Consider the following 20,376-nt stretch of genomic DNA (forward strand, 5'->3'; position numbering starts at 1 on the left):
CACGGCACCGTCCGCCGACGAGGGCGCTACCGCACGCACCAGACGCGGCACGAACACCTCACCCGCACGCACCGCGACCTGACCACCGAACGCCACCGGCTCGTCGGCCACCGTGGTCAGCACAGCCAGCAGCCCGGCATCCACGTCACCGTCGACGTCCGCCAGCACGATGCGACCCGGGTGCTCCGACTGTGCCGAGCGCAGCAGACCCCACACCGCCGCTGCGGCCAGGTCGGTGACCCGGTCTCCGTCCCCGACCGACACCGCACCCCGGGTCACCACGACCAACCGCGACTCCGCCAGCGCGTCGGCCACCAGCCAGGACCGCACCGTCGCCAGCACCTGCGACGTCGCCGCCCGCACCGACTCGGGGCCATCGTCGACGGCGGCGGGCATCTCACCGGGGACCGAAGCAGGTTCCGTCTCGACATGAAGGGCCCGGCGCAGGCCACCCACCGGCACCAGCAACAGACGCGGCGCCACACCCGACGCCACGGCGACCGCCTCGACGTCGGCGTACACCGGCAGCTCAGCGACGGCCGGCAGGTCGGCGGCCGGCGAGCCGAGCAGCGCCCACCCGGCGGCGTCCCCGGCCGGGGCGACCTCCTGGGCCTGCCAGGCGACCTCGAACAGCGACCGGGCCGACGCGTCCGGGGACGCCGACACGCCGGTCAGCTCGCGCAGGGCGAGGGCGTCCACCGACACCACGGCCGCGCCCGACTCGTCGCACGCGACCAGACGCACCGCCGAACCCGCACGCATGAGCCGCACCCGCAGCACCCGCGCGCCCGAGGCATACACCTGCACACCCTCGAACGCGAACGGCACCCGCGCCCCACCCGAACCCTCCGAGCCGGACAGCAACCCGATCGGATGCAGCGCGGCGTCCAGCAGCGCCGGGTGCACGCCGAACCCCGCAACGTCACCGGCCACCTCGTCCGGCAACGCCACCTCGGCGAACACGTCCTCGCCGACGGTCCACACCCGGCGCAGCCCCCGGAACACCGGCCCGTACGACAGGCCGCGCTCCGCCAGGGCCGGATACCAGCCCGCCACGTCCACCTCGACGCCGCCGACCGGCGGCCACTCCCCCACACCCGGCTCGTCGGCCGACACCGGCTCCAGCACACCCTCGGCGTGCCGGACCCACTCCGGGTCGGCGGCCTCCTCGGGCTGCGAGTGCACGGTCACCGATCGCACGCCCGCCTCGTCGGCCGCGCCGACGCGCACCTGCACCCGCACCGCACCCACCTGCGGCAGCACCAACGGCGCGGCCACGGTCAACTCCCGCACCCGCGACGCACCCACCTCGTCACCCGCCCGTACCACCAACTCCACCAGGGCAGCGCCCGGCACGATCACCGCGCCGGAGACGACGTGGTCGGCGAGCCACGCGTGCGTCGACGTCGAGAGGCGGCCGGTCAGCACCACCATGTCCTCGCCGGCCACGGAGACCGCCGCGCCGAGCAGCGGGTGCCCGGCCGCGCCGAGGCCGGCACCGGAGACGTCCGTCCAGCGGCCCGCCGGCTCCAGCCAGTAGCGCTGGTGCTCGAAGGCGTACGTCGGCAGGTCGACGTGCCGGCCGCCGGCCCGGTCGAGCAGGCCCGCCCAGCCGACGGCGCGGCCGTGCACGTGCAGCGACGCGAGGGCCTCCAGGAGTGCCTGCGGCTCAGGCCGGTCGTGGCGCGACACCGGCACCAGCAGGGGCGCCGGCTCGTCCTCCGCGCGCTCGGCGAGGCAGTTCTGCGTCATGGCGGTGAGGACGCCGTTCGGTCCCACCTCCAGGTAGGTGTCGACCTCCTCGGCGCGCAGGCAGTCGACGGCGTCGGCGAAGCGAACGGTGCCGCGTACGTGGCGCACCCAGTAGCCCGGGTCGCAGAGCTGGTCGGCGTCGGCGACGCGGCCGGTCAGGTTCGACACCACGGGGATCGTCGGCGGCCGGAACGTCAGTCCCTCGGCGACGGCCGCGAACTCGGCCAGCATCGGGTCCATCCGGGCGCTGTGGAAGGCGTGGCTCACCCGCAGGCGGCGGGTCTGCACACCCCGCTCGGACCACACCCGCTGCACCTCGTCGAGCGCCTCGACGTCGCCCGCGACCACCACGGCGGCGGGGCCGTTGACAGCGGCCAGGTCGAGCCGGCCGGACAGCCCCGCCAGGGACGCGGCGACGGCGGCCTCGTCGGCGGCCACGGCGAGCATGCCACCATCGGCCGGCAGGGCCTGCATGAGCCTGCCCCGCGCGGCGACCAGCGCGCACGCGTCGGCCAGGGAGAGCACGCCCGCCACGTGCGCCGCCGCGATCTCGCCGATGGAGTGCCCGGCCACCAGGTCCGGCGCGACACCGAACGACTCGATCAGGCGGAACAGGGCCACCTCGACGGCGAACAGGCCCGCCTGGGTGAAGACCGTCTGGTCCAGCAACTCCGCCCCGGGCGTGCCCGCCCCGGCGAAGAGCACCTCGCGCAGCGGGCGCGGCAGCAGCGGGTCGAGGTGACCGCACACCTCGTCCAGCGCGGCGGCGAACACCGGGAACGCCCCGTACAACCCACGACCCATACCGGCGCGCTGCGCACCCTGGCCGGAGAAGAGGAAGGCCACCCGGCCACGCGGGGCCGACGCGCCGGTGGTGACGGCGCCGGTCGGCTCGCCCGCGGCGAGGGCCCGCAGCCCGGCGAGCAGGTCGTCCGCGTCGCCGGCCAGGACGACCGCGCGGTGTTCGAGCCCCGCGCGGCTGACCGAGGAGACCGCGACGTCCACCGAACGTGGGGCGTCGACGCGGGCGAGGTGGTCGGCCCAGCGGCCGGCCTGCCCCGCGAGCGCCTCGGGCGTACGGGCGGAGAGGAACACCGGGGCGAGCGGGAGCGCGACCGGCGCGTCGACGGCGGAGGGTGCCTCGTCGGTGGACGGGGCGTCGTCGCCGGGCGCCTCCTCCAGGATGACGTGCGCGTTCGTACCGCTGATGCCGAAGGACGACACGGCGGCCCGGCGCGGCCGGTCGGTGGCCGACCACGCGCGCGCCTCGGTCAGCAGCGAGACCTGCCCGGCGGACCAGTCGATGTGCGGGGACGGCGCGTCGACGTGCAGGGTGGCGGGCATGGTGCGGTGGCGGATCGCCTCGATCATCTTGATCAGGCCGGCGGCGCCCGCGGCGGCCTGGGTGTGACCCAGGTTCGACTTGACCGAGCCCAGCCAGAGCGGCCCGCCGTCGCCCCGGTCCTGCCCGTACGTGGCCAGCAGCGCCTGCGCCTCGATGGGGTCGCCGAGGGTGGTGCCGGTACCGTGCGCCTCGACCACGTCGACGTCGGCCGGCGAGAGCCGGGCGTTGGCGAGGGCCTGCCGGATCACCCGCTCCTGCGACGGGCCGTTGGGGGCGGTGAGTCCGCTGCTGGCGCCGTCCTGGTTGACCGCGCTGCCCCGGACGACGGCGAGGATGCGCCGGCCGTCGCGGCGGGCGTCGGAGAGCCGTTGCAGGAGCAGCACGCCGACGCCCTCGGACCAGCCGGTGCCGTCGGCGGCGGCGGCGAACGACTTGCACCGGCCGTCGGAGGCTAGGCCCCGCTGGCGGGAGAAGTCGGCGAAGGTGCCCGGGGTGGACATGACCGTCACACCGCCGGCGAGCGCGAAGTCGCAGTCCCGCTGGCGCAGCGCCTGCGCCGCGAGGTGCACGGCGACCAGCGACGACGAGCATGCCGTGTCCACGGTGACGGCCGGGCCCTCCAGCCCGAAGATGTACGCCACCCGGCCGGACACCACGCTTCCGGAGTTGCCGGTGCCGATGTAGCCCTCGACGCCGTCGGGCAGGTCCAGCACCCGCGACGCGTAGTCGTGGTACATGACCCCGGCGAAGACACCGGTCCGGCTGCCACGCAGCGCCTGCGGGTCGATGCCGGCGTGCTCGAACGCCTCCCAGGAGGTCTCCAGCAGCAGCCGCTGGTGCGGGTCCATCGCCAGGGCCTCGCGGGGACTGATGCCGAAGAAGCCCGGGTCGAACTGTGGCGCGTCGTAGAGGAAGCCGCCCTGGTTGCTGGTCGACGTGCCCGGGTTGTCCGGGTCGACGTTGAAGAGCCGCTCCAGGTCCCAGCCCCGGTCGGTCGGGAAGTCGCCCACCCCGTCGCCGCCCCGGTCGACGAGGTCCCACAGCTCGGCCGGGCTGGACACCCCGCCCGGGAACCGGCACGCCATGCCGATGACGGCCATCGGCTCGCGGTCCTTGGCCTCCACCTCGCGTACCCGCCGGCGCGCGTCGCGCAGGTCGACAGTGGCACGCCGGAGGTAGTCGAGGAACTCTGCCTCAGTGGGCATCGGGCCACTCCGTATCGGGGTTCGAGGTGTGCGACATGCCGGATCAGGCCGAGCCGAACTCTTCGTCCAATAGGCTGAAGATCTCCTCGGCGGAGGCCGACTCGAGGCTGGTGCCCTCGTCGGCGGCGGAGTCCGCACCGGCCTCGGTGTAGGTCCACAGGGAGAGCAGTTCGCGCAGCCGGACGCCGACGGCGGCCCGGTCGGTGTCGCCGGTGGACACCGCGCGCATGGCGTGCTCCAGCTTGTTCAGCTCGCCGAGCACCGTCAGCGCGGACGTGCTGCGCTCCGCCAGCAGCGCACCGCGCAGGTACTCGACGAGCGCGGCCGTGGTCGGCCGGTCGTAGATCAGCGTGGAGGGCAGCCGCAGGCCGGTGGCCGCGTTGAGCCGGTTGCGGAACTCGACAGCGGTCAGCGAGTCGAAGCCCAGCTCGACGAAGCCGCGCTCGGCGTCGATCGAACGGATCGACGCGTAGCCGAGGACGGCGGCGGCGTGGGTCCGCACCAGGTCGGAGAGCACCTGGTCGCGGTCGGCCTCGGCCGTGGCGGCGAGGGTCTCCCGCAGCGCCTCGGCCGGGTTCCGCTCGGCGGCCCGGGCCGCGCCGGTCGCCGCCGGCCGCACCAGCGACCGCAGCACCGGCGGCACCGCCGCCGGCCCGTGCCGGCCGATCAACGCGAGGTCCAGGTCGACCGGTACGACCACCGGCTCGGCGAAGCGCAGGGCCTCGCTGAACAGGTCCATGCCCTCCTCGGCGCCGAGCGGCACAAAGCCGCCCCGGTTCATCCGGGCCTCGTCGACGTGCCCGGTCTGCCCGTCGCCGGTGTCGTTGACCCACGGACCCCAGGCCAGCGAGAGCGCCGGGAGTCCCCGGTCGTGCCGGTGCTGGGCGAGGGCGTCGAGGAAGCAGTTCGCCGCCGCGTGGTTGGCCTGCCCGGGGCCGCCGAAGAGGCCGGCCGCCGAGGAGAAGAGCACGAACGCGGCCAGGTCCAGCTTCTCGGTCAGCTCGTGCAGGTGCCAGGCCGCGTCGACCTTGGGTCGCAGCACGATGTCGAAACGCTCCGGGGTGAGTGCCGGCAGGACACCGTCGTCGAGCACCCCGGCGGCGTGCACCACGCCGGTCAGTGGCAGGTCGGCGGGGAGCTGGTCGACCAGCAGGGCGAGCGCGTGGCGGTCGGTGACGTCGCAGGCGGCCACCCGGACGGTGGCGCCCAGTCCGGCCAGCTCGTCGACCAGCGCGGCGACGCCCGGGGCGTCCGCTCCGCTGCGGCTGACCAGCAGCAGGTGCCGTACGTCGTGCCGGGTGACGAGCCGGCGTGCCACGAGCCGCCCGAGCAGGCCGGTCGCCCCTGTCACCAGGACGGTGCCGGCGGCCAGGTCGGGGCCGGACGCCTCGGCCGGGGGCGGCCCGAGGCGGGTCAGCCGGGGCATCCGGAGCTGCCCGGCGCGTACGGCGAGCTGGGGTTCACCCGTGGCGAGGGCGGCCGGCAGCAGCGCGGCGGCCGGGGCGTCGTCGTCGACGTCGAGGAGCACGATCCGGTCGGGGTTCTCCGACTGGGCGGAGCGCAGCAGGCCCCAGGCGGTGGCGGCCGGCACGTCGGCGATCCGCTCGTCCGGGTCGACCCGGACCGCGCCGCGGGTGACCACCACCAGCCGGGCGGCGGTCAGGGCCTCCTCGGCGAGCCACTGCTGGGCCAGTGCGAGCATCCGATGGGCGACCCGGTGCGCCTGGGCGGCCGGGTGCGGCTCGTCGGCGGCGGCTCCGGCGCAGGTCACCACCACCGCGTCGGGCGCGGCGGCGCCGGCGCGTACGTCGGCGACCAGCGTCGACAGGTCCGGGTGCCGGTCGGCGCCGGACCAGTCGGCGCCGAGGACGACCAGCCGGGAGGCGGTGTCCGCGCGGCCGGTGGTGGGGGCGAGCCAGTCGAGGCGGTGCAGGGACCGGCTGACGGAGCGGCGGGCGGCGCTGAGCTGCTCGCCGGAGATGGGCCGCAGGACCAGACCGTCGACGGAGGCGACCGGGGTCGCGCCCGTGTCGGTGACGGTCAGGGCCACGGAGCCGGCGTCGGTGGCGCGCAGCCGGATCCGCAGCTCGCGGGCACGGCTGGGCCGGATGGTGACGCCCGACCAGGTGAACGGCAGGCCCGGGCGGATGCCGGGGCCGCGGTCGGTGCCCGGCGCGCCGCCGGCGGGGTCGCCGGCCGGGTCGTCGGCCGTGGCGCTGGCGCCGATGGCGTGCAGCGCCGCGTCCATCAGGGCCGGGTGCACCGAGAACGCCGTGGTGTCGGTGGACGCGTCGGCGTCCAGGGCGACCTCGGCGAGGATGTCCCGGCCCGAGCGCCAGGCGGCACGCAGCGCCCGGAAGGTGGGGCCGTAGTGGTAGCCCTGGGTGGCGAGCCGGGCGTAGAGCCCGTCGAGGGCGATCGGCTCGGCGTCGGCCGGCGGCCACACGGCGGTCGGCGCGGGGTCCGGGTCGGCGGTGTCGGCGAGTTGCCCGGAGGCGTGCCGCTGCCAGGGCCGGGAACCGTCGGCCGCGGTGTCGTCGTCGCGCCTGGTGTGAATGGCGACGGGCCGGTGCCCGGTCTCGTCCGGCGGGCCGACGCGTACCCGCAGGTCGATTCCTCCCTCGGTGGGGATCGCCAGGGGCGCCTCCAGGTTCAGCTCGGCGACGGTCGCCGCGCCGGCCTGCCGGCCGGTCCAGGACGCGAGCTCCACCAGGGCCGTCCCGGGCAGCAGCACCGTGCCCAGCACGGCGTGGTCGGCGAGCCAGGGGTGGGTGGTGAGGGTGATCCGGCCGGTGAACAGCAGGCCCTCGTCGCCGGGCAGGTCGGCCACCGCGCTGAGCAGCGGGTGGTCCACCACGTCGAGGCCCACGGCGGGCAGGACGGAGCGGTGCGCGCCGGTGCGCTCCAGCCAGTAGCGGTGCCGGTCGAAGGCGTACGTGGGCAGGTCGACCGGTTCGGACTCGGGCAGCAGCCGGCGGTGCTCCACCGGCAGGCCGAGGGCGTGCGCGGCGGCGAGGCCGGTCAGCAGCCGGGTGGCGGCGTCGGCCGAGCCGCCGAGGGTGTCCAGGACGTGTCCGGGGGTGCCGGCGGCGTCGAGCGCGGCGGCGATCCCGGCAGCCAGTGCCGGCTCCGGCGAGACCTCCACGAAGGTCAGGTGTCCGGCTGCGACGGCGGCACGCAGGGCGGCGTCGAGCCGCTCCGGCCCCCCGTCCCCGGCGCCGGGGGTGGCCGGGCCGGTGCCCAGGGTGGCCGGGTCGGTCCAGTGGTCGACGCCGAGGCCCGCCGCGTCGGCCCAGTCCCCGGTGACAGTGGAGGCCAGCCGGGCGGTCCCGGGCTGCGGCGCGAGCCCCGCCAGGGCGGCGCGGAGGCCGTCGTGGTCCAGGACGCCGGCGGCGGCGCGGGCCCGCATCGCCACCGTGCGGGCGGCGTCGGGCAGGGACAGCAGACCCGCCACGTACGCGGCCACGACCTCGCCGTCGCCGGTGCCGACGACAGCGGCGGGGGTGACACCGGCGTGCCGCCAGACGGCGGCGAGCGCCACGCCGACGGCGAACCGGACGGGCCGGGCCAGCTCCGGCCGGTCGGCCCAGGCAGCGTCCGCGCCGGTGAGCAGGGCGGCCGGATCGACGTCGACCCAGGGCGCGAGGGCCTGCCGGCACTCGGCGAGGGTGTCGTCGAAGACCGGGCAGCGGCCCACCAGTGCGGCCACCGCGCCCGCCGGGGTGGCGCCCGGGAAGACGAACACCGGTCCCGCGCCGTGGTTGGCGACGGTGCCGGTCACGACGTTGCCGGCCGGGGTGCCGGCGGCGAGCGCGTCCAGGCCGGCCAGCAGCTCGCCGGGGGTCGCGCCGAGCACGGCGGCGCGCCGGTCGAACGCCGAGCGGGTCGTGGCGAGCGACCAGCCGACCGCCGCCGGGGCGAGGCCGGGGTGCGCGCGCAGGTGCCGGGCCAGCCGGGACGCCTGCGCGGCCAGGGCCGAGGTGGAGCGGGCCGAGACGGGCCAGGCCACCACGTCGGCGGTGAGCAGCCCGGCGGGGCGTTCCCCCGCCGCAGCGGCCGGCGGGGGCATCGGTGCGTCGGCCGCCTCGGCGCCGGCGGGCAGCTCGACGACCACGTGGGCGTTCGTACCGGAGATACCGAACGAGGAGACCGCCGCGCGGCGGGGCCGGTTGGCGGCCGGCCACGGCCGGGACCGGGTCACCAGCTCCACGTCGCCGGCCGACCAGTCGATGTGCGGCGACGGCTCGTCCACGTGCAGCGTCGCCGGTACGGTGCCCTCCCGCATCGCCAGCACCATCTTGATCACGCCGGCCACACCGGCGGCGGCCTGCGCGTGGCCCATGTTCGACTTGACCGAGCCCAGCAGCAGCGGTCCGGCGTCGCCCCGGTCCTGCCCGTACGTCGCCAGCAGCGCCTGCGCCTCGATCGGGTCACCGAGGACGGTGCCGGTACCGTGCGCCTCGACGACGTCCACGTCGGTGACCGCCAGCCCGGCGCCGGCCAGCGCCTGCCGGATCACCCGCTGCTGGGAGGGGCCGTTGGGGGCGGTCAGCCCGTTCGACGCGCCGTCGGAGTTGACGGCGGAGCCGCGTACCACGGCGAGGACGCGGCGGCCCTGCCGCCGGGCGTCGGAGAGCCGCTGCACGAGCAGCATGCCGACGCCCTCGGACCAGCCGGTGCCGTCCGCCGTGGCGGCGAAGGACTTGCACCGCCCGTCGGAGGCGAGTCCGCCCTGGCGGGAGAACTCCTGGAACGCCGTCGGGGTGGCCATCACGGCCACGCCGCCGGCCAGCGCCAGGTCGCACTCGCCGCGCCGCAGCGCCGCCCCGGCGAGGTGCAGCGCCACCAGGGACGAGGAGCAGGCGGTGTCGACGGTGACGGCGGGGCCCTCCAGCCCGAGGGCGTACGCGACCCGGCCGGAGATGACGCTGTGCGCGGCGCCCGTCATCAGATAGCCCTCGACGCCCTCGGGTACCTCGGTCAGCCCCGTGCCGTAGCCGGAGGTGGAGGCGCCCACGAAGACGCCCGTACGGGTGCCCCGCAGCGACGCCGGGTCCACCCCGGCCCGCTCCAGCGCCTCCCAGGACGTCTCCAGGGTGAGCCGCTGCTGCGGGTCCATCGCGAGGGCCTCGCGGGGCGAGATCTCGAAGAACGCGGGGTCGAAGTCCGCCACGTCGTGGAGGAAGCCGCCCGCCGGCGGGTGCGTCCCCTCGGCCGGCTCGGGGATCTCCCAGCCCCGGTCGGTGGGGAACGGCGAGATGGCGTCCACGCCGTCGGCGACCAGCCGCCAGAACGCCTCCGGCCCGTCGACGCCCCCGGGGTAGCGGCAGGCCATGCCGACGATCGCGACGGGCTCGTCGGCGTCGACGACGACGGCCTGCGGGGCGTCGGCCGGGGCGGCGCCGGAGACCAGCTCGCGCAGGTGCGCGGCCAGCTCGGCGGGGGTCGGGTAGTCGAAGACCAGCGTGGTGGGCAGCCGCAGGCCGGTGGCCGCGTTCAGCCGCCCCCGGAAGTCCACGGCGGTCAGCGAGTCGAAACCGAGGTCCTTGAACGGGCGCCCGCGCAGCTCGTCGGGGGTGGCGTGGCCCAGCACCGCCGCGGTCTGCTCGTTGACCAGCCGCAGCAGCTCCCGCTCCTGCTCCGCCGCCGGGAGCGCCGCGAGGTGGCGCAGCGGCGCCGCGACCCCGTCCGCCGGCGCGGCGGCCTCCTCCTGCGCGACGAGCGCCCGCACCTGCGGCAGGTCGCCGAGGAACGGGCTGGGCCGGGCCACCGTGAACGCGGGGTGGAACCGGCTCCAGTCGACGTCGGCGACGGTCACGCAGGGCGTGGGCCGCCGCAGCGCCCGGTCGAGGGCGACGAGCGCCTTCTCCGGATCGACGGGCGGCAGGCCCATCCGGTTGAGCTGCTCGGTGGCGACGTTCTCGGCGGCCATGCCGTGCGCGCCGCCCCAGGCCGTCCAGGAGACGGCGGTGGCCGGCCGGCCCCGGTCGCGCCGGTTGACGGCCAAGGCGTCCAGCAGGGAGTTGCCGGCGCCGTACGCGCACTGCCCGGCGCTGCCCCACACGCCGGAGATGGAGGAGAACATGACGAACGCGGCGAGGTCGCGCTCGGCGAGGCAGGCGTCGAGGTGCAGGGCGCCGAGTACCTTGCCCGCGACGACGTGGGAGAACTCGTCGAGGGTGGTGTCGGTGATCGGGGTGAGCTGGTCGGTGCCGGCGGCGTGCACGACCGCCGTCAGGTCGGGCAGCGAGCCGACCAGGTCCGCCACGGACCGCCGGTCGGTGACGTCGCAGGTGGCGGCGGTGACCCGCCCGTCGGCGCCGTACCGGTCGAGCAGGTCCGCCACGGCGGGGGCGGCGGCGCCCCGGCGGCTGGCCAGGACCACCCGCCCGGCGCCCCGGTCGAGCAGCCAGCGGGTGACGTGGCCGCCGAGGGCGCCGGTGCCGCCGGTGACCAGGACGGCGCCGGACCACCAGTCACCGGCCGGGTTCTCGTCGGTCGGCGGCGGGGCCGGGGTGAGCCTCCGGGCCCAGGTGCCGCCGGGGCGCACGGCCACCTGGTCCTCGCCGCCGTGGCCGGCCAGCACGGCGGCGAGCCGCCGGGTGGTGGCGGCGTCGACGGTGGCCGGCACGTCGACCAGGCCGCCCCAGCGGTGCGGTTGCTCGACAGCCGCCGCGCGGCCGAGGCCCCAGACCTCGGTCTGCAGCGGGTGCGTGACCCGGTCGCCCGGGGCCGCCGCCACCGCGCCGCTGGTGACGCACCACAGCGGCGCCACCAGGTCCAGGTCGGTCATCGCCTGGACGAGGGCGAGGGTGCCGGCGGCGGCGAGGGTCACGCCGGGGTGCTCGGGCAGCAGCCGGTCCTGGCCGGCGACGACGGCGAGCACGCCGTCGACGGCGCGGCCGCCGGTCAGCACCCGGAGCCGGGCGGCGAGCGCCGCGCGGTCCAGATCCGCGGCGCCGACGCGCAGCACCAGCGGCTCGGCGTCGCCGAAGAGCCCGGCCAGGCCGTCGGCCCACGCCGGCGCGTCCTCGGCGGGCAGCACGACCAGCCAGCGGCCCGCCGGGGCGTCGCCGTCCCCGACCGGCACGGGCTGCCAGCTCACCTGGTACGACCAGCCGTCCACGAGGGAGCGTTCCCGCCGGGACCGGCGCCAGGAGGACAGTACGGGCAGGGCCGGCAGCAGCGCCCGCACCTGTTCGTCGTCGTCGCCCAGCTCGCCGCGCAGCGTGTCGACGTCCGCCCGCTCCAGGGCGGCCCAGAACTCGTCGTCGCCGTCGGCGGAGGCGGTGTCGGGGCCGGCGGGCGGCGGCTCGGGCCAGAAGCGCTGGCGGCGGAAGGCGTACCCGGGCAGCGGCACCCGCGCGGTCTCGGCGCCCGCGTACAGCCGGGTCCAGGCGACCTCCACCCCGCCGACGTGCAGCTCGGCGAGGGCGGTGAGCGCCGACGTGGGCTCGGGGCGGTCGCGGCGCAGCAGCGCCACGGCGGCGGTCTCGTCGTCGGCCAGGACGTCGCGGGCCAGCGCGGTGAGCACCCCGCTGGGGCCGACCTCCAGGAACGTACGCACGCCCAGGGCCCGCAGCTGCTCGACGCCGTCGGCGAAGCGGACCGCCTCCCGCACGTGCCGCACCCAGTACTCGGCGGTGCGGATCTCGTCGGCGTCGGCGACGGCGCCGGTCAGGTTCGACACGATCGGCAACGCCGGCGGTTGCAGCTCCAGCCGGCGCACCACGGCGGCGAACTCGGCGAGCATCGGTTCCATCAGCGGGCTGTGGAAGGCGTGGCTGACCCGCAGCGGCCTGGTACGTACGCCCTGGTCGGCCCAGCGGCGTTCGAGTTCCTCGACGACGGCTGCGGTGCCGGAGACGACGACGGCGGTGGGCCCGTTGACGGCGGCGACGGCGACGGCGTCCTCGACGCCGGCCAGGGCGGCTCGGACGGCGTCGGCGGGGAGCTGGACGGCCAGCATCGCGCCGCCGGCCGGCAGGGCCTGCATCAGCCGGCCCCGGGCGGCCACCAGCGTGGCGGCGTCGGGCAGCGACAGCACACCGGCCGCGTGCGCGGCGGAGAGCTCGCCGATCGAGTGGCCGAGCAGCGCGTCCGGGACGACCCCCCAGCTCTCCAGGAGCCGGAACAGCGCGACCTCGACGGCGAACAGGCCGGCCTGGGTGTAGAGGGTCTGGTTGAGCAGCCCGCCGGCCTCGTCGCCTTCGGGCGCGAAGAGCACCGGGGCGAGCGGGCGGGGCAGGTGCCGGTCCAGCTCGGCGCAGACCTCGGCCAGCGCCCGGTCGAAGACGGGGAACGCGGCGGCCAGCTCGCGGCCCATGCCGCTGCGCTGCGCGCCCTGGCCGGAGAAGAGGAACGCGAGCTTGCCGCCGCGCGGACCCGCACCGGTGACCAGGCCCGGGGCGTCGCCGCCCGCGGCCAGCGCGCGCAGGGCGGCGGTCAGGTCGGCGCGGTCGCCGGCGAGCAGCACGGCGCGGTGCTCGAGGCCGGCCCGGGTGCTCGCCGACGACCAGCCGACATCGGTCAGCCGCGGCTCGGGGCGCTCGTCGAGCCAGTCGGCCCAGCGGGTGGCCTGCGCGGTCAGGGACGCGGCGTCGCGGGCGGAGACCAGCACCGGGACCAGGCCGGCACCGTCGACCGGGGCGGTGACGGGCACGGTGACCGGGTCGGTCGCGGCGGCGGGGCCGTCCGGGGCGTCCGCCGGGGCCGGGTCGGCGGCGGGCGCCTCCTCGATGATCACGTGGGCGTTGGTGCCGCTCATGCCGAAGGAGGAGATGCCCGCGCGGCGGGGCTGTTCCCCGGCGGGCCACGGCTGCGGCTCGGTCACCAGCGACACCGCGCCGGCCGTCCAGTCCACGTTGGGCGTCGGCTCGTCGACGTGCAGGGTGGCGGGCACGGTGTCGTGCCGCAACGCCATCACCATCTTGATCACGCCGGCCACGCCGGCGGCGGCCTGGGTGTGGCCGATGTTCGACTTCACCGAGCCGAGCCAGAGCGGCCGGTCGGCCGGCCGGCCCTGCCCGTACGTCGACAGCAGCGCCTGCGCCTCGATCGGGTCGCCGAGGGTGGTGCCGGTGCCGTGCGCCTCCACCACGTCGACCTGCTCGGGCGCGAGCCGGGCGCTGGCCAGCGCCTGGAGCACGACCCGCTGCTGGGACGGGCCGTTGGGGGCGGTCAGACCGTTGCTCGCGCCGTCCTGATTGACCGCGCTGCCGCGTACGACCGCGAGGACGGGGTGGCCGTTGCGGCGGGCGTCGGAGAGCCGCTCGACGAGCAGAAGGCCGGCCCCCTCGCCCCAGGCGGTGCCGTCGGCGGCGGCCGCGAACGACTTGACCCGGCCGTCCATGGCCAGGCCACGCTGGCGGCTGAAGCCGATGAAGGCGGACGGGGTGGACATGACGGTGGCCCCACCGGCCAGTGCCAGGGTGCACTCGCCCTGCCGCAGCGCCTGGCAGGCCAGGTGCAGCGCGACCAGCGACGACGAGCAGGCGGTGTCGACGGTGACGGCGGGGCCCTCGATGCCGAGCGCGTACGAGATCCGGCCGGACACGACGCTGGCCGCGGTGCCGGTGAGGATGTAGCCCTCGGTGCCGGGCGGCGGCTGCTGGAGCAGCCCCACATAGTCCTGGCCGGTGGTGCTGGCGAACACCCCGACCTGGTGGCCGCGCAGCGTCGAGGGGTCGATGCCGGCGTGCTCGAACGCCTCCCACGACGTCTCCAGCAGCAGCCGCTGCTGGGGGTCCATGGCCAGCGCCTCACGCGGCGAGATGCCGAAGAACGCGGCGTCGAACTCGGTGGCGGAGTCGACGAAGCCGCCCTCGGCCACGTACGACGTGCCGGGGTGGTCGGGGTCCGGGTGGAACAGCCGTGCCAGGTCCCAGCCGCGGTCGGCGGGGAACGCGGAGCAGGCGTCGCGGCGGGAGTCGACGAGCTCCCACAGTTCCTCGGGCGAGGTCACCCCGCCCGGGAAGCGGCAGGCCATGCCGACGATGGCGATCGGCTCGCGGTTGGCAGCCTCAAGCTCGCCGAGCTTCCTCCGGGTCTGGTGAAGGTCCGCCGTCACCCATTTCAGGTACTCCCGGAGCGTATCTTCAGTCGCCATTGACGCCACCTCTTCGGGTCGGAGAGAAACAGCGACCCAATACCGTCCACGGACGCCACAAGCCGCGAAGATCCAAACCCATTCAGCCGACCACGAATTGCCAGACAAAATGGCGTTTCAGCCCACCACCAGGTCTTACGCGCCGGACGAAAGGTAATTGTCGCCGGACGGCGGTCACAACCCCTAGCGTGCCCCTACGGGTGCCCCTAGGTGGCGGGGGCGCAGGCTGGGCCGACCCGCCCCGCGAGCGGTGTGGCGCACCGCCCTCGCGGGGTGCCGCCGGGCGGGTGCGCGGACCCGCCCGGCCCAGCGTGTCACGACCGCCGACAACGGTCGTACGACACCATTCCTAGATCCCCGGCAAATTGCCGCCGGGGCCACCCAGCTCGCGGTGGATGAAATCGAAGATCTCGGCATCGGTGGCGTCGTCGAGGGTGTGCGTGGCCGATTTCTCCTCGACGGGACCACGGTCGTCGCCCCACCGGGCGACGAACGCCTGCAGCTGCACCAGCAGCTTCTGCCGGGTCAGCCGGTCCGGCGCGTCGGCCGCGAAGACACCGTCGAGCCGTTCCAGCTCGGCGAGCAGCGGGGCCGCCGCGGCGGCGCCGTCCTCCGCGAGCCGGTCGCGCAGGTGCCGGGCGAGGGCCGCCGGCGTGGGGTAGTCGAACACCACGGCGGCGGGCAGTTGGACGCCGGTGGCGGCGCGGAGCCGGTTGCGCAGCTCCACGGCCGTCATCGAGTCGAACCCGACCTCGCGGAACGCCCGGTCGGGCTCCAGCCCCGCGTCCCCGCCGTGGCCGAGCACGGTCGCCGCCAGGCCGCCCACGAGGTCGACGAGGACGCCTTCGCGTTCGGCGGGGCTCAGCGGCCGCAGCCGCTCCCGCAGCGCGGTCGCCGCCTCGTCGTCCGCCGGCTGGCGCTCGTCGTCGGCGGGCATCGCCGCGCCCGCCTCCGGGACCCCCGTCAGCAGCGGGCACGGCCGCATCGACGCGAACGTCGGCACGAACCGGTCCCAGCGCACGTCGGCGACGATCAGCCCCGCCTCCGCCCGCAGCGCCTGACCGAACGCCTCGAGGGCCAGCTCCGGGGGCAGCCCCGGCAGGCCCCGCCGACGCAGCTGCGCCTGCTCGGGCGACTCGGGGTCGTCGCTCCACGGGCCCCACGCCACGGCGGTGGCCGCCAGTCCCCCGTGCCGCCGGTTCGCCGCGAGCGCGTGCAGCAGCGCATCGCCGGCGGACTGGCCGGCCCGGCCGCCCGCGCCCCACACCCCCGTGGTCGAGGTGCACAGCACGAACGCGTCGAGCGGGCGGTGCGCCAGCTCGTCGGCGTACCTGGGGACGTCGCCGACGGTGGCGGCCAGGTCGGCGGCCAGGCCGGCGAGGGTCAGCTCGGCGAGCGGCACCGAGCCGGTCTCGGCCGGGACGTGCACGAGCGCGGTCACCGACCGTTCCTCGGCGGCGAGCTGCTCCATCAGGTCGCCGAGCTTGCCCGGGGCCGGCTCGGCCAGCGGGAGCACCTCGGCGCCGTGGCGTCCCAGCCAGTCGGTGGTGTGCCGGGCGAGGGCGCCGGTCCCGCCGGTGAGCAGGACGGTTCCGTTCGGCCGGTAGCCGTCGCCCGCCGCCGGCAGCCCGGTGTCGCGGACCAGCCGCCGGGTGTGCACGCCGGCCTCCCGGACGGCGAGCTGGTCCTCACCGTCCACGTTGACCAGCGCCCCGACCAGGGCCGCGTACGCCGCCTCGGCCGGGCCCGCCGGCAGGTCGACGACTCCGCCGACGTGCCGGGGGTGCTCCAGCGCGGCGACGAGGCCGAGGCCCCACGTGGTGGCCTGCGCCGGGTGCGCGACCGCTTCCCCGTCGACGGCGACGGCGCCGGTGGTGGCCAGCCACAGCGGTACGGCCGGGCTGGAGCGGCCGGTGTGCGCCTGCACCAGCAGCAGGTTCGCCGCCAGGCCGGTCGGCAGTGCGGTCTGCTCCGGGTGCGGCGCCTCGTCCAACGCCAGCAGAGACAGCAGTGCCGTCGGCTGGTGCTCGGCGGCGAGCCGGTCGAGGTCGGCGGCCAGACCGTCGCGGGTCGCGGTGGCCGGGTCGACGGTCAGCAGGTGCACCGCCGCGGCGCCGGCCGTGAGGGTGGCGAGCACCCGGTCGGTGACCTGGTGCGGCGGGGCCACCACCAGCCACGTGCCCGGGTCGGCGCCGGTCAGCGCCCGGCGTTCCCAGGTGACCCGGTACCGCCAGCCGGCCAGGGTGCCGTCGAGCTGCTGGCGACGCCGCCACGACTCCAGTTCCGGCAGCAGCTCGCGCATCGGCTGGTCCGGGTCGAGGCCGAGGCGGCCCAGGTCGCCGTCGGTGACGGCCCGCCAGAACGCGTCGTCGACCCGGTCGGCGGCCGGTGCCGGCAACGTGTCGAGGGTCGGCCAGTAGCGCTGCGGCCGGAACGCGTACGTCGGCAGCTCGGGCAGCAGGCGGGGATCCGGGCGGGGGCCGGCCAGCGCGGCGAGCACCGCCGCCCAGTCGACGTCCCGCCCGGTGCCGTCCACGACGGCCAGCGCGGCGAGCAGGGCGGCCGGCTCGTCGGCGCCGACGCGCAGCGCCGCCACGGCAGTGCCGTCCTCGTCGCCGGGCAGCAGGCCGGCGGCCATCGCCGTCAGCACCGCCTGCGGTCCGAGCTCCAGGAAGGTGTCCACGCCCGCGTCGCGCAGCGCGGCGATCCCGTCGGCGTACCGGACGGCCTCGCGGACGTGGCGCACCCAGTAGTCGGGCGTACGGATCTCGTCGGGCTCGGCGAGCCGCCCGGTCAGGTTCGACACGATCGGCAGCAACGGCGCGGCGAACGCCAGCCCGTCGAGGACGGCCCGGAACTCGGCCAGCATCGGCTCCATCAGCGGGCTGTGGAACGCGTGGCTGACCCGCAGCCGGCGGGTGCGCACCCCGCGTTCCCGCCAGAACCGCTCCAGCCCGTCGAGGGAGTCGACGGCCCCGGCGAGCACCACGGCGGTGGGGCCGTTGACGGCGGCGACGCCGACCCGGTCACCCAGCCCGGCCAGGGACTCGACGACGGCCGCCTCGTCGGCGGCGACGGCGAGCATCCCGCCCCCGGCGGGCAGGGCCTGCATGAGCCTTCCCCGGGCGGCCACCAGCGTGGCGGCGTCGGCGAGGGACAGCACGCCGGCGACGTGCGCGGCGGTGATCTCGCCGATGGAGTGCCCGGCGACGTGCCCGGGCACCACCCCGAACGACTCGACCAGCCGGAACAGGGCCACCTCCAGCGCGAACAGCCCCGCCTGGGTGAAGACCGTCTCGTCGAGCAGCGCCGCCTCGGCGCTGCCTTCGACCGCGAACAGCACCGGCTTCAGCGGCTGCGGCAGCTGGTGGTCCAGGGCCGCGCAGACCTCGTCGAGGGCCGCCGCGAAGACAGGGAACGTGTCGTACAGCTGGCGGCCGGCGCCGGGGCGCTGGGCGCCCTGGCCGGAGAACTGGACGGCGAGGCCGCCGGCGCGTCGCCGGGCGGTGACCACCGCTGGGTGCTCCTCCCCGGCGGCCAGGGCGCGCAGCGCGGCCAGCCGGGTCTCCCGGTCGGCGGCGATCACGGTGGCCCGCCGGCCGAGGTGGGCGCGGCCGTCGGCGAGCGCCCAGGCGACCAGGCCGGCCGGTTCGTCGCCGATCGTGACGCGGTCAGCCAGCCTCCCGGCCTGCTCGCGCAGGGCGGGCAGATCGGCGGCCGAGACCGGCCACGGCAGGGTCACGGCGCGGTGGTCGCGTCGGGCTTCGCCGTGCCCCGCGGTCACGTCGAACGCTGCGGTGTCGGCGGCGGCGACCGGCTGCGGGGCCTCCTCGATGATCACGTGGGCGTTGGTGCCGCTGATGCCGAACGAGGAGACGCCGGCCCGGCGGGGTCCGTCCGTGGCGGCCCACTGTCGTGCTTCGGTGAGCAGCGCCAGCGTGCCGGAGGACCAGTCGACGTGCGGGGTCGGCGCGTCGACGTGCAGGGTCTTCGGCAGCACCTCGTGTTGCAGGGCCAGCACCATCTTCATCAGGCTCGCCGCGCCCGCCGCGGCCTGGGTGTGGCCGATGTTCGACTTCACCGACCCGAGCCACAGCGGCCGCTCGGCGGTTCGGTCCCTGCCGTACGTGGCCAGCAGCGCCTGCGCCTCGATCGGGTCGCCGAGGGTGGTGCCGGTGCCGTGTGCCTCGACGACGTCCACGTCTGCGGGGGTCAGGCCGGCGTTGTCCAGCGCCTGCCGGATGACCCGCTGCTGGGCGGGCCCGTTCGGGGCCGTGAGGCCGTTGCTCGCGCCGTCCTGGTTCACGGCGCTGCCCCGTACGACGGCGAGGATCCGGTTGCCGTCGCGCTGGGCGTCGGAGAGCCGCTGGAGCAGCAGGACGCCGACGCCCTCGCCCCAGCCCGTGCCGTCGGCGGCCTCGGCGAACGCCTTGACCCGCCCGTCGGCCGCGAGGCCGCGCTGCCGGGAGAACTCCAGGAAGGCGCCCGGGGTCGACATCACCGTCACGCCGCCGGCGAGGGCGAGGTCGCACTCGCCGCTGCGCAGCGCCTGCGCGGCCAGGTGCAGCGCCACCAGCGACGACGAGCAGGCCGTGTCGACGGTGACCGCCGGGCCGTGCAGCCCGAACGAGTACGCCAGGCGGCCCGAGACCACCGACGCGCCGTTGCCGGTCGCCTGGTAGCCCTCCACCTGCGAGCGGGCGCCCAGCAGCAGCGTGGCGTAGTCCTGCCCGTTGGTGCCCATGAAGACGCCGGTGGCGGAGCCGCGTACCCGGTGCGGGTCGATGCCGGCGCGTTCGAAGACCTCCCAGGTGGTGTGCAGCAGCAGCCGCTGCTGCGGGTCCATGGCGAGGGCCTCGCGCGGGTTGATCCCGAAGAACGCGGCGTCGAAGCCGACGACGTCGTGGAGGAAGCCGCCGCTGCGGGTGTAGCTGGTGCCGACCCGCTCCGGGTCGCTGTCGAACAGGCCGTCGAGGTCCCAGCCCCGGTCGGTCGGCATCGGCGTGACCGCGTCCACCCCCTCGGCCAGCAGGCGCCACAGCTCCTGCGGCGACGACACGCCGCCCGGGAAGCGGCAGGCCATGGAGACGATCGCGATCGGCTCGTCGGCCGCCGGCCGGGCAGCGGCCACGCCGCCGGTGACCGGGCCGCCGTCCGCGCCGATGACGATTTCGGTACGCAGGAAGCGGGCCAGTTCCGCCGCCGACGGGTGGTCGAAGACCACTGTCGACGGCAGGGTCAGGCCGGTGACCCGGCCCAGCCGGTCCCGCAGTTGCACGGCGGCGAGGGAGTCGAAGCCCAGCTCCCGGAACGCCCGGCCGGCTGGCACCTGGTCGGTGGTGGGGTGGCCGAGCACGGCCGCCGCCTCCGCGCGGACGAGGTCGGCCAGCAGCGCCTCCTGGCCGGTCGCCGGCAGCGTGGCGAGCCGGTTGCGCAGCCCGTCGGTGGCGGCGGCGCTCTCCGGCCGCTGCGGCTCTTCGGCGACGGCGGGGGCGACCCGGTCGAAGAGGTGGCTCGGCCGTGCGGCGGTGAACGCCGTGACGAATCGGGACCAGTCGACGTCCACGATCACCGGGGCCGCCTCGGGGGCGTTCACCCAGCGGCCGAGCGCCGCGACGGCGGCGTCGGGCGCGAGCGGGCTGAACCCGCGGCGGCGCAGGCCGTCGGCGGTCTCCCCGGCGGCCATGCCGTCCTCCGCCCACGGCCCGTACGCCAGCGCGGTGGCGGGCAAGCCCTTCGCCCGGCGGGCTGCGACGAGGGTGTCGAGCAGGGCGTTGCCGGCCGCGTAGCCGGCCTGCCCGCCGCCGCCCCAGACACCGGCGACCGAGGAGAAGACCACGAACGCGTCGAGGTCGCGACCCCGGCAGGCGGCGTCGAGGTGCAGGGCGCCGAGCACCTTGCCGGCCAGGGTCTCCGACAGCTCGCCGTCGGTCACCTCGTACGCCGGGGTGCTGCCGCCGGACGCC

2 protein-coding genes and 1 pseudogene are annotated in these 20,376 nt (G+C 76.6%); all 3 read right to left on the minus strand.

What is annotated here, in order from left to right; genetic code table 11:
- The coding region (locus ACPCK6_RS26160) for a type I polyketide synthase (RefSeq protein WP_423482505.1) at positions 1 to 4,302 on the minus strand (4,302 nt) is incomplete at its 3' end.
- 43 nt (positions 4,303 to 4,345) lie between these two features.
- Complete coding sequence (locus ACPCK6_RS26165) at positions 4,346 to 14,410, minus strand: type I polyketide synthase (protein ID WP_423482506.1); 10,065 nt, start codon at positions 14,408 to 14,410, stop codon at positions 4,346 to 4,348.
- Positions 14,411 to 14,759: 349 nt separating this feature from the next.
- Positions 14,760 to 20,345 (minus strand): annotated as a pseudogene (locus ACPCK6_RS26170) (beta-ketoacyl synthase N-terminal-like domain-containing protein); the annotation flags it as partial.
- Between the last annotated feature and the right edge of the window lie 31 nt (positions 20,346 to 20,376).

Source organism: Micromonospora sp. AB353 (assembly GCF_049538395.1).
GTDB lineage: Bacteria > Actinomycetota > Actinomycetes > Mycobacteriales > Micromonosporaceae > Micromonospora > Micromonospora aurantiaca.

Bases quoted from the DNA above. Each gene is read 5' to 3' on its own strand.
- ACPCK6_RS26165 (WP_423482506.1), bottom strand. From the start codon at position 14,410: ATGGCGACTGAAGATACGCTCCGGGAGTACCTGAAATGGGTGACGGCG.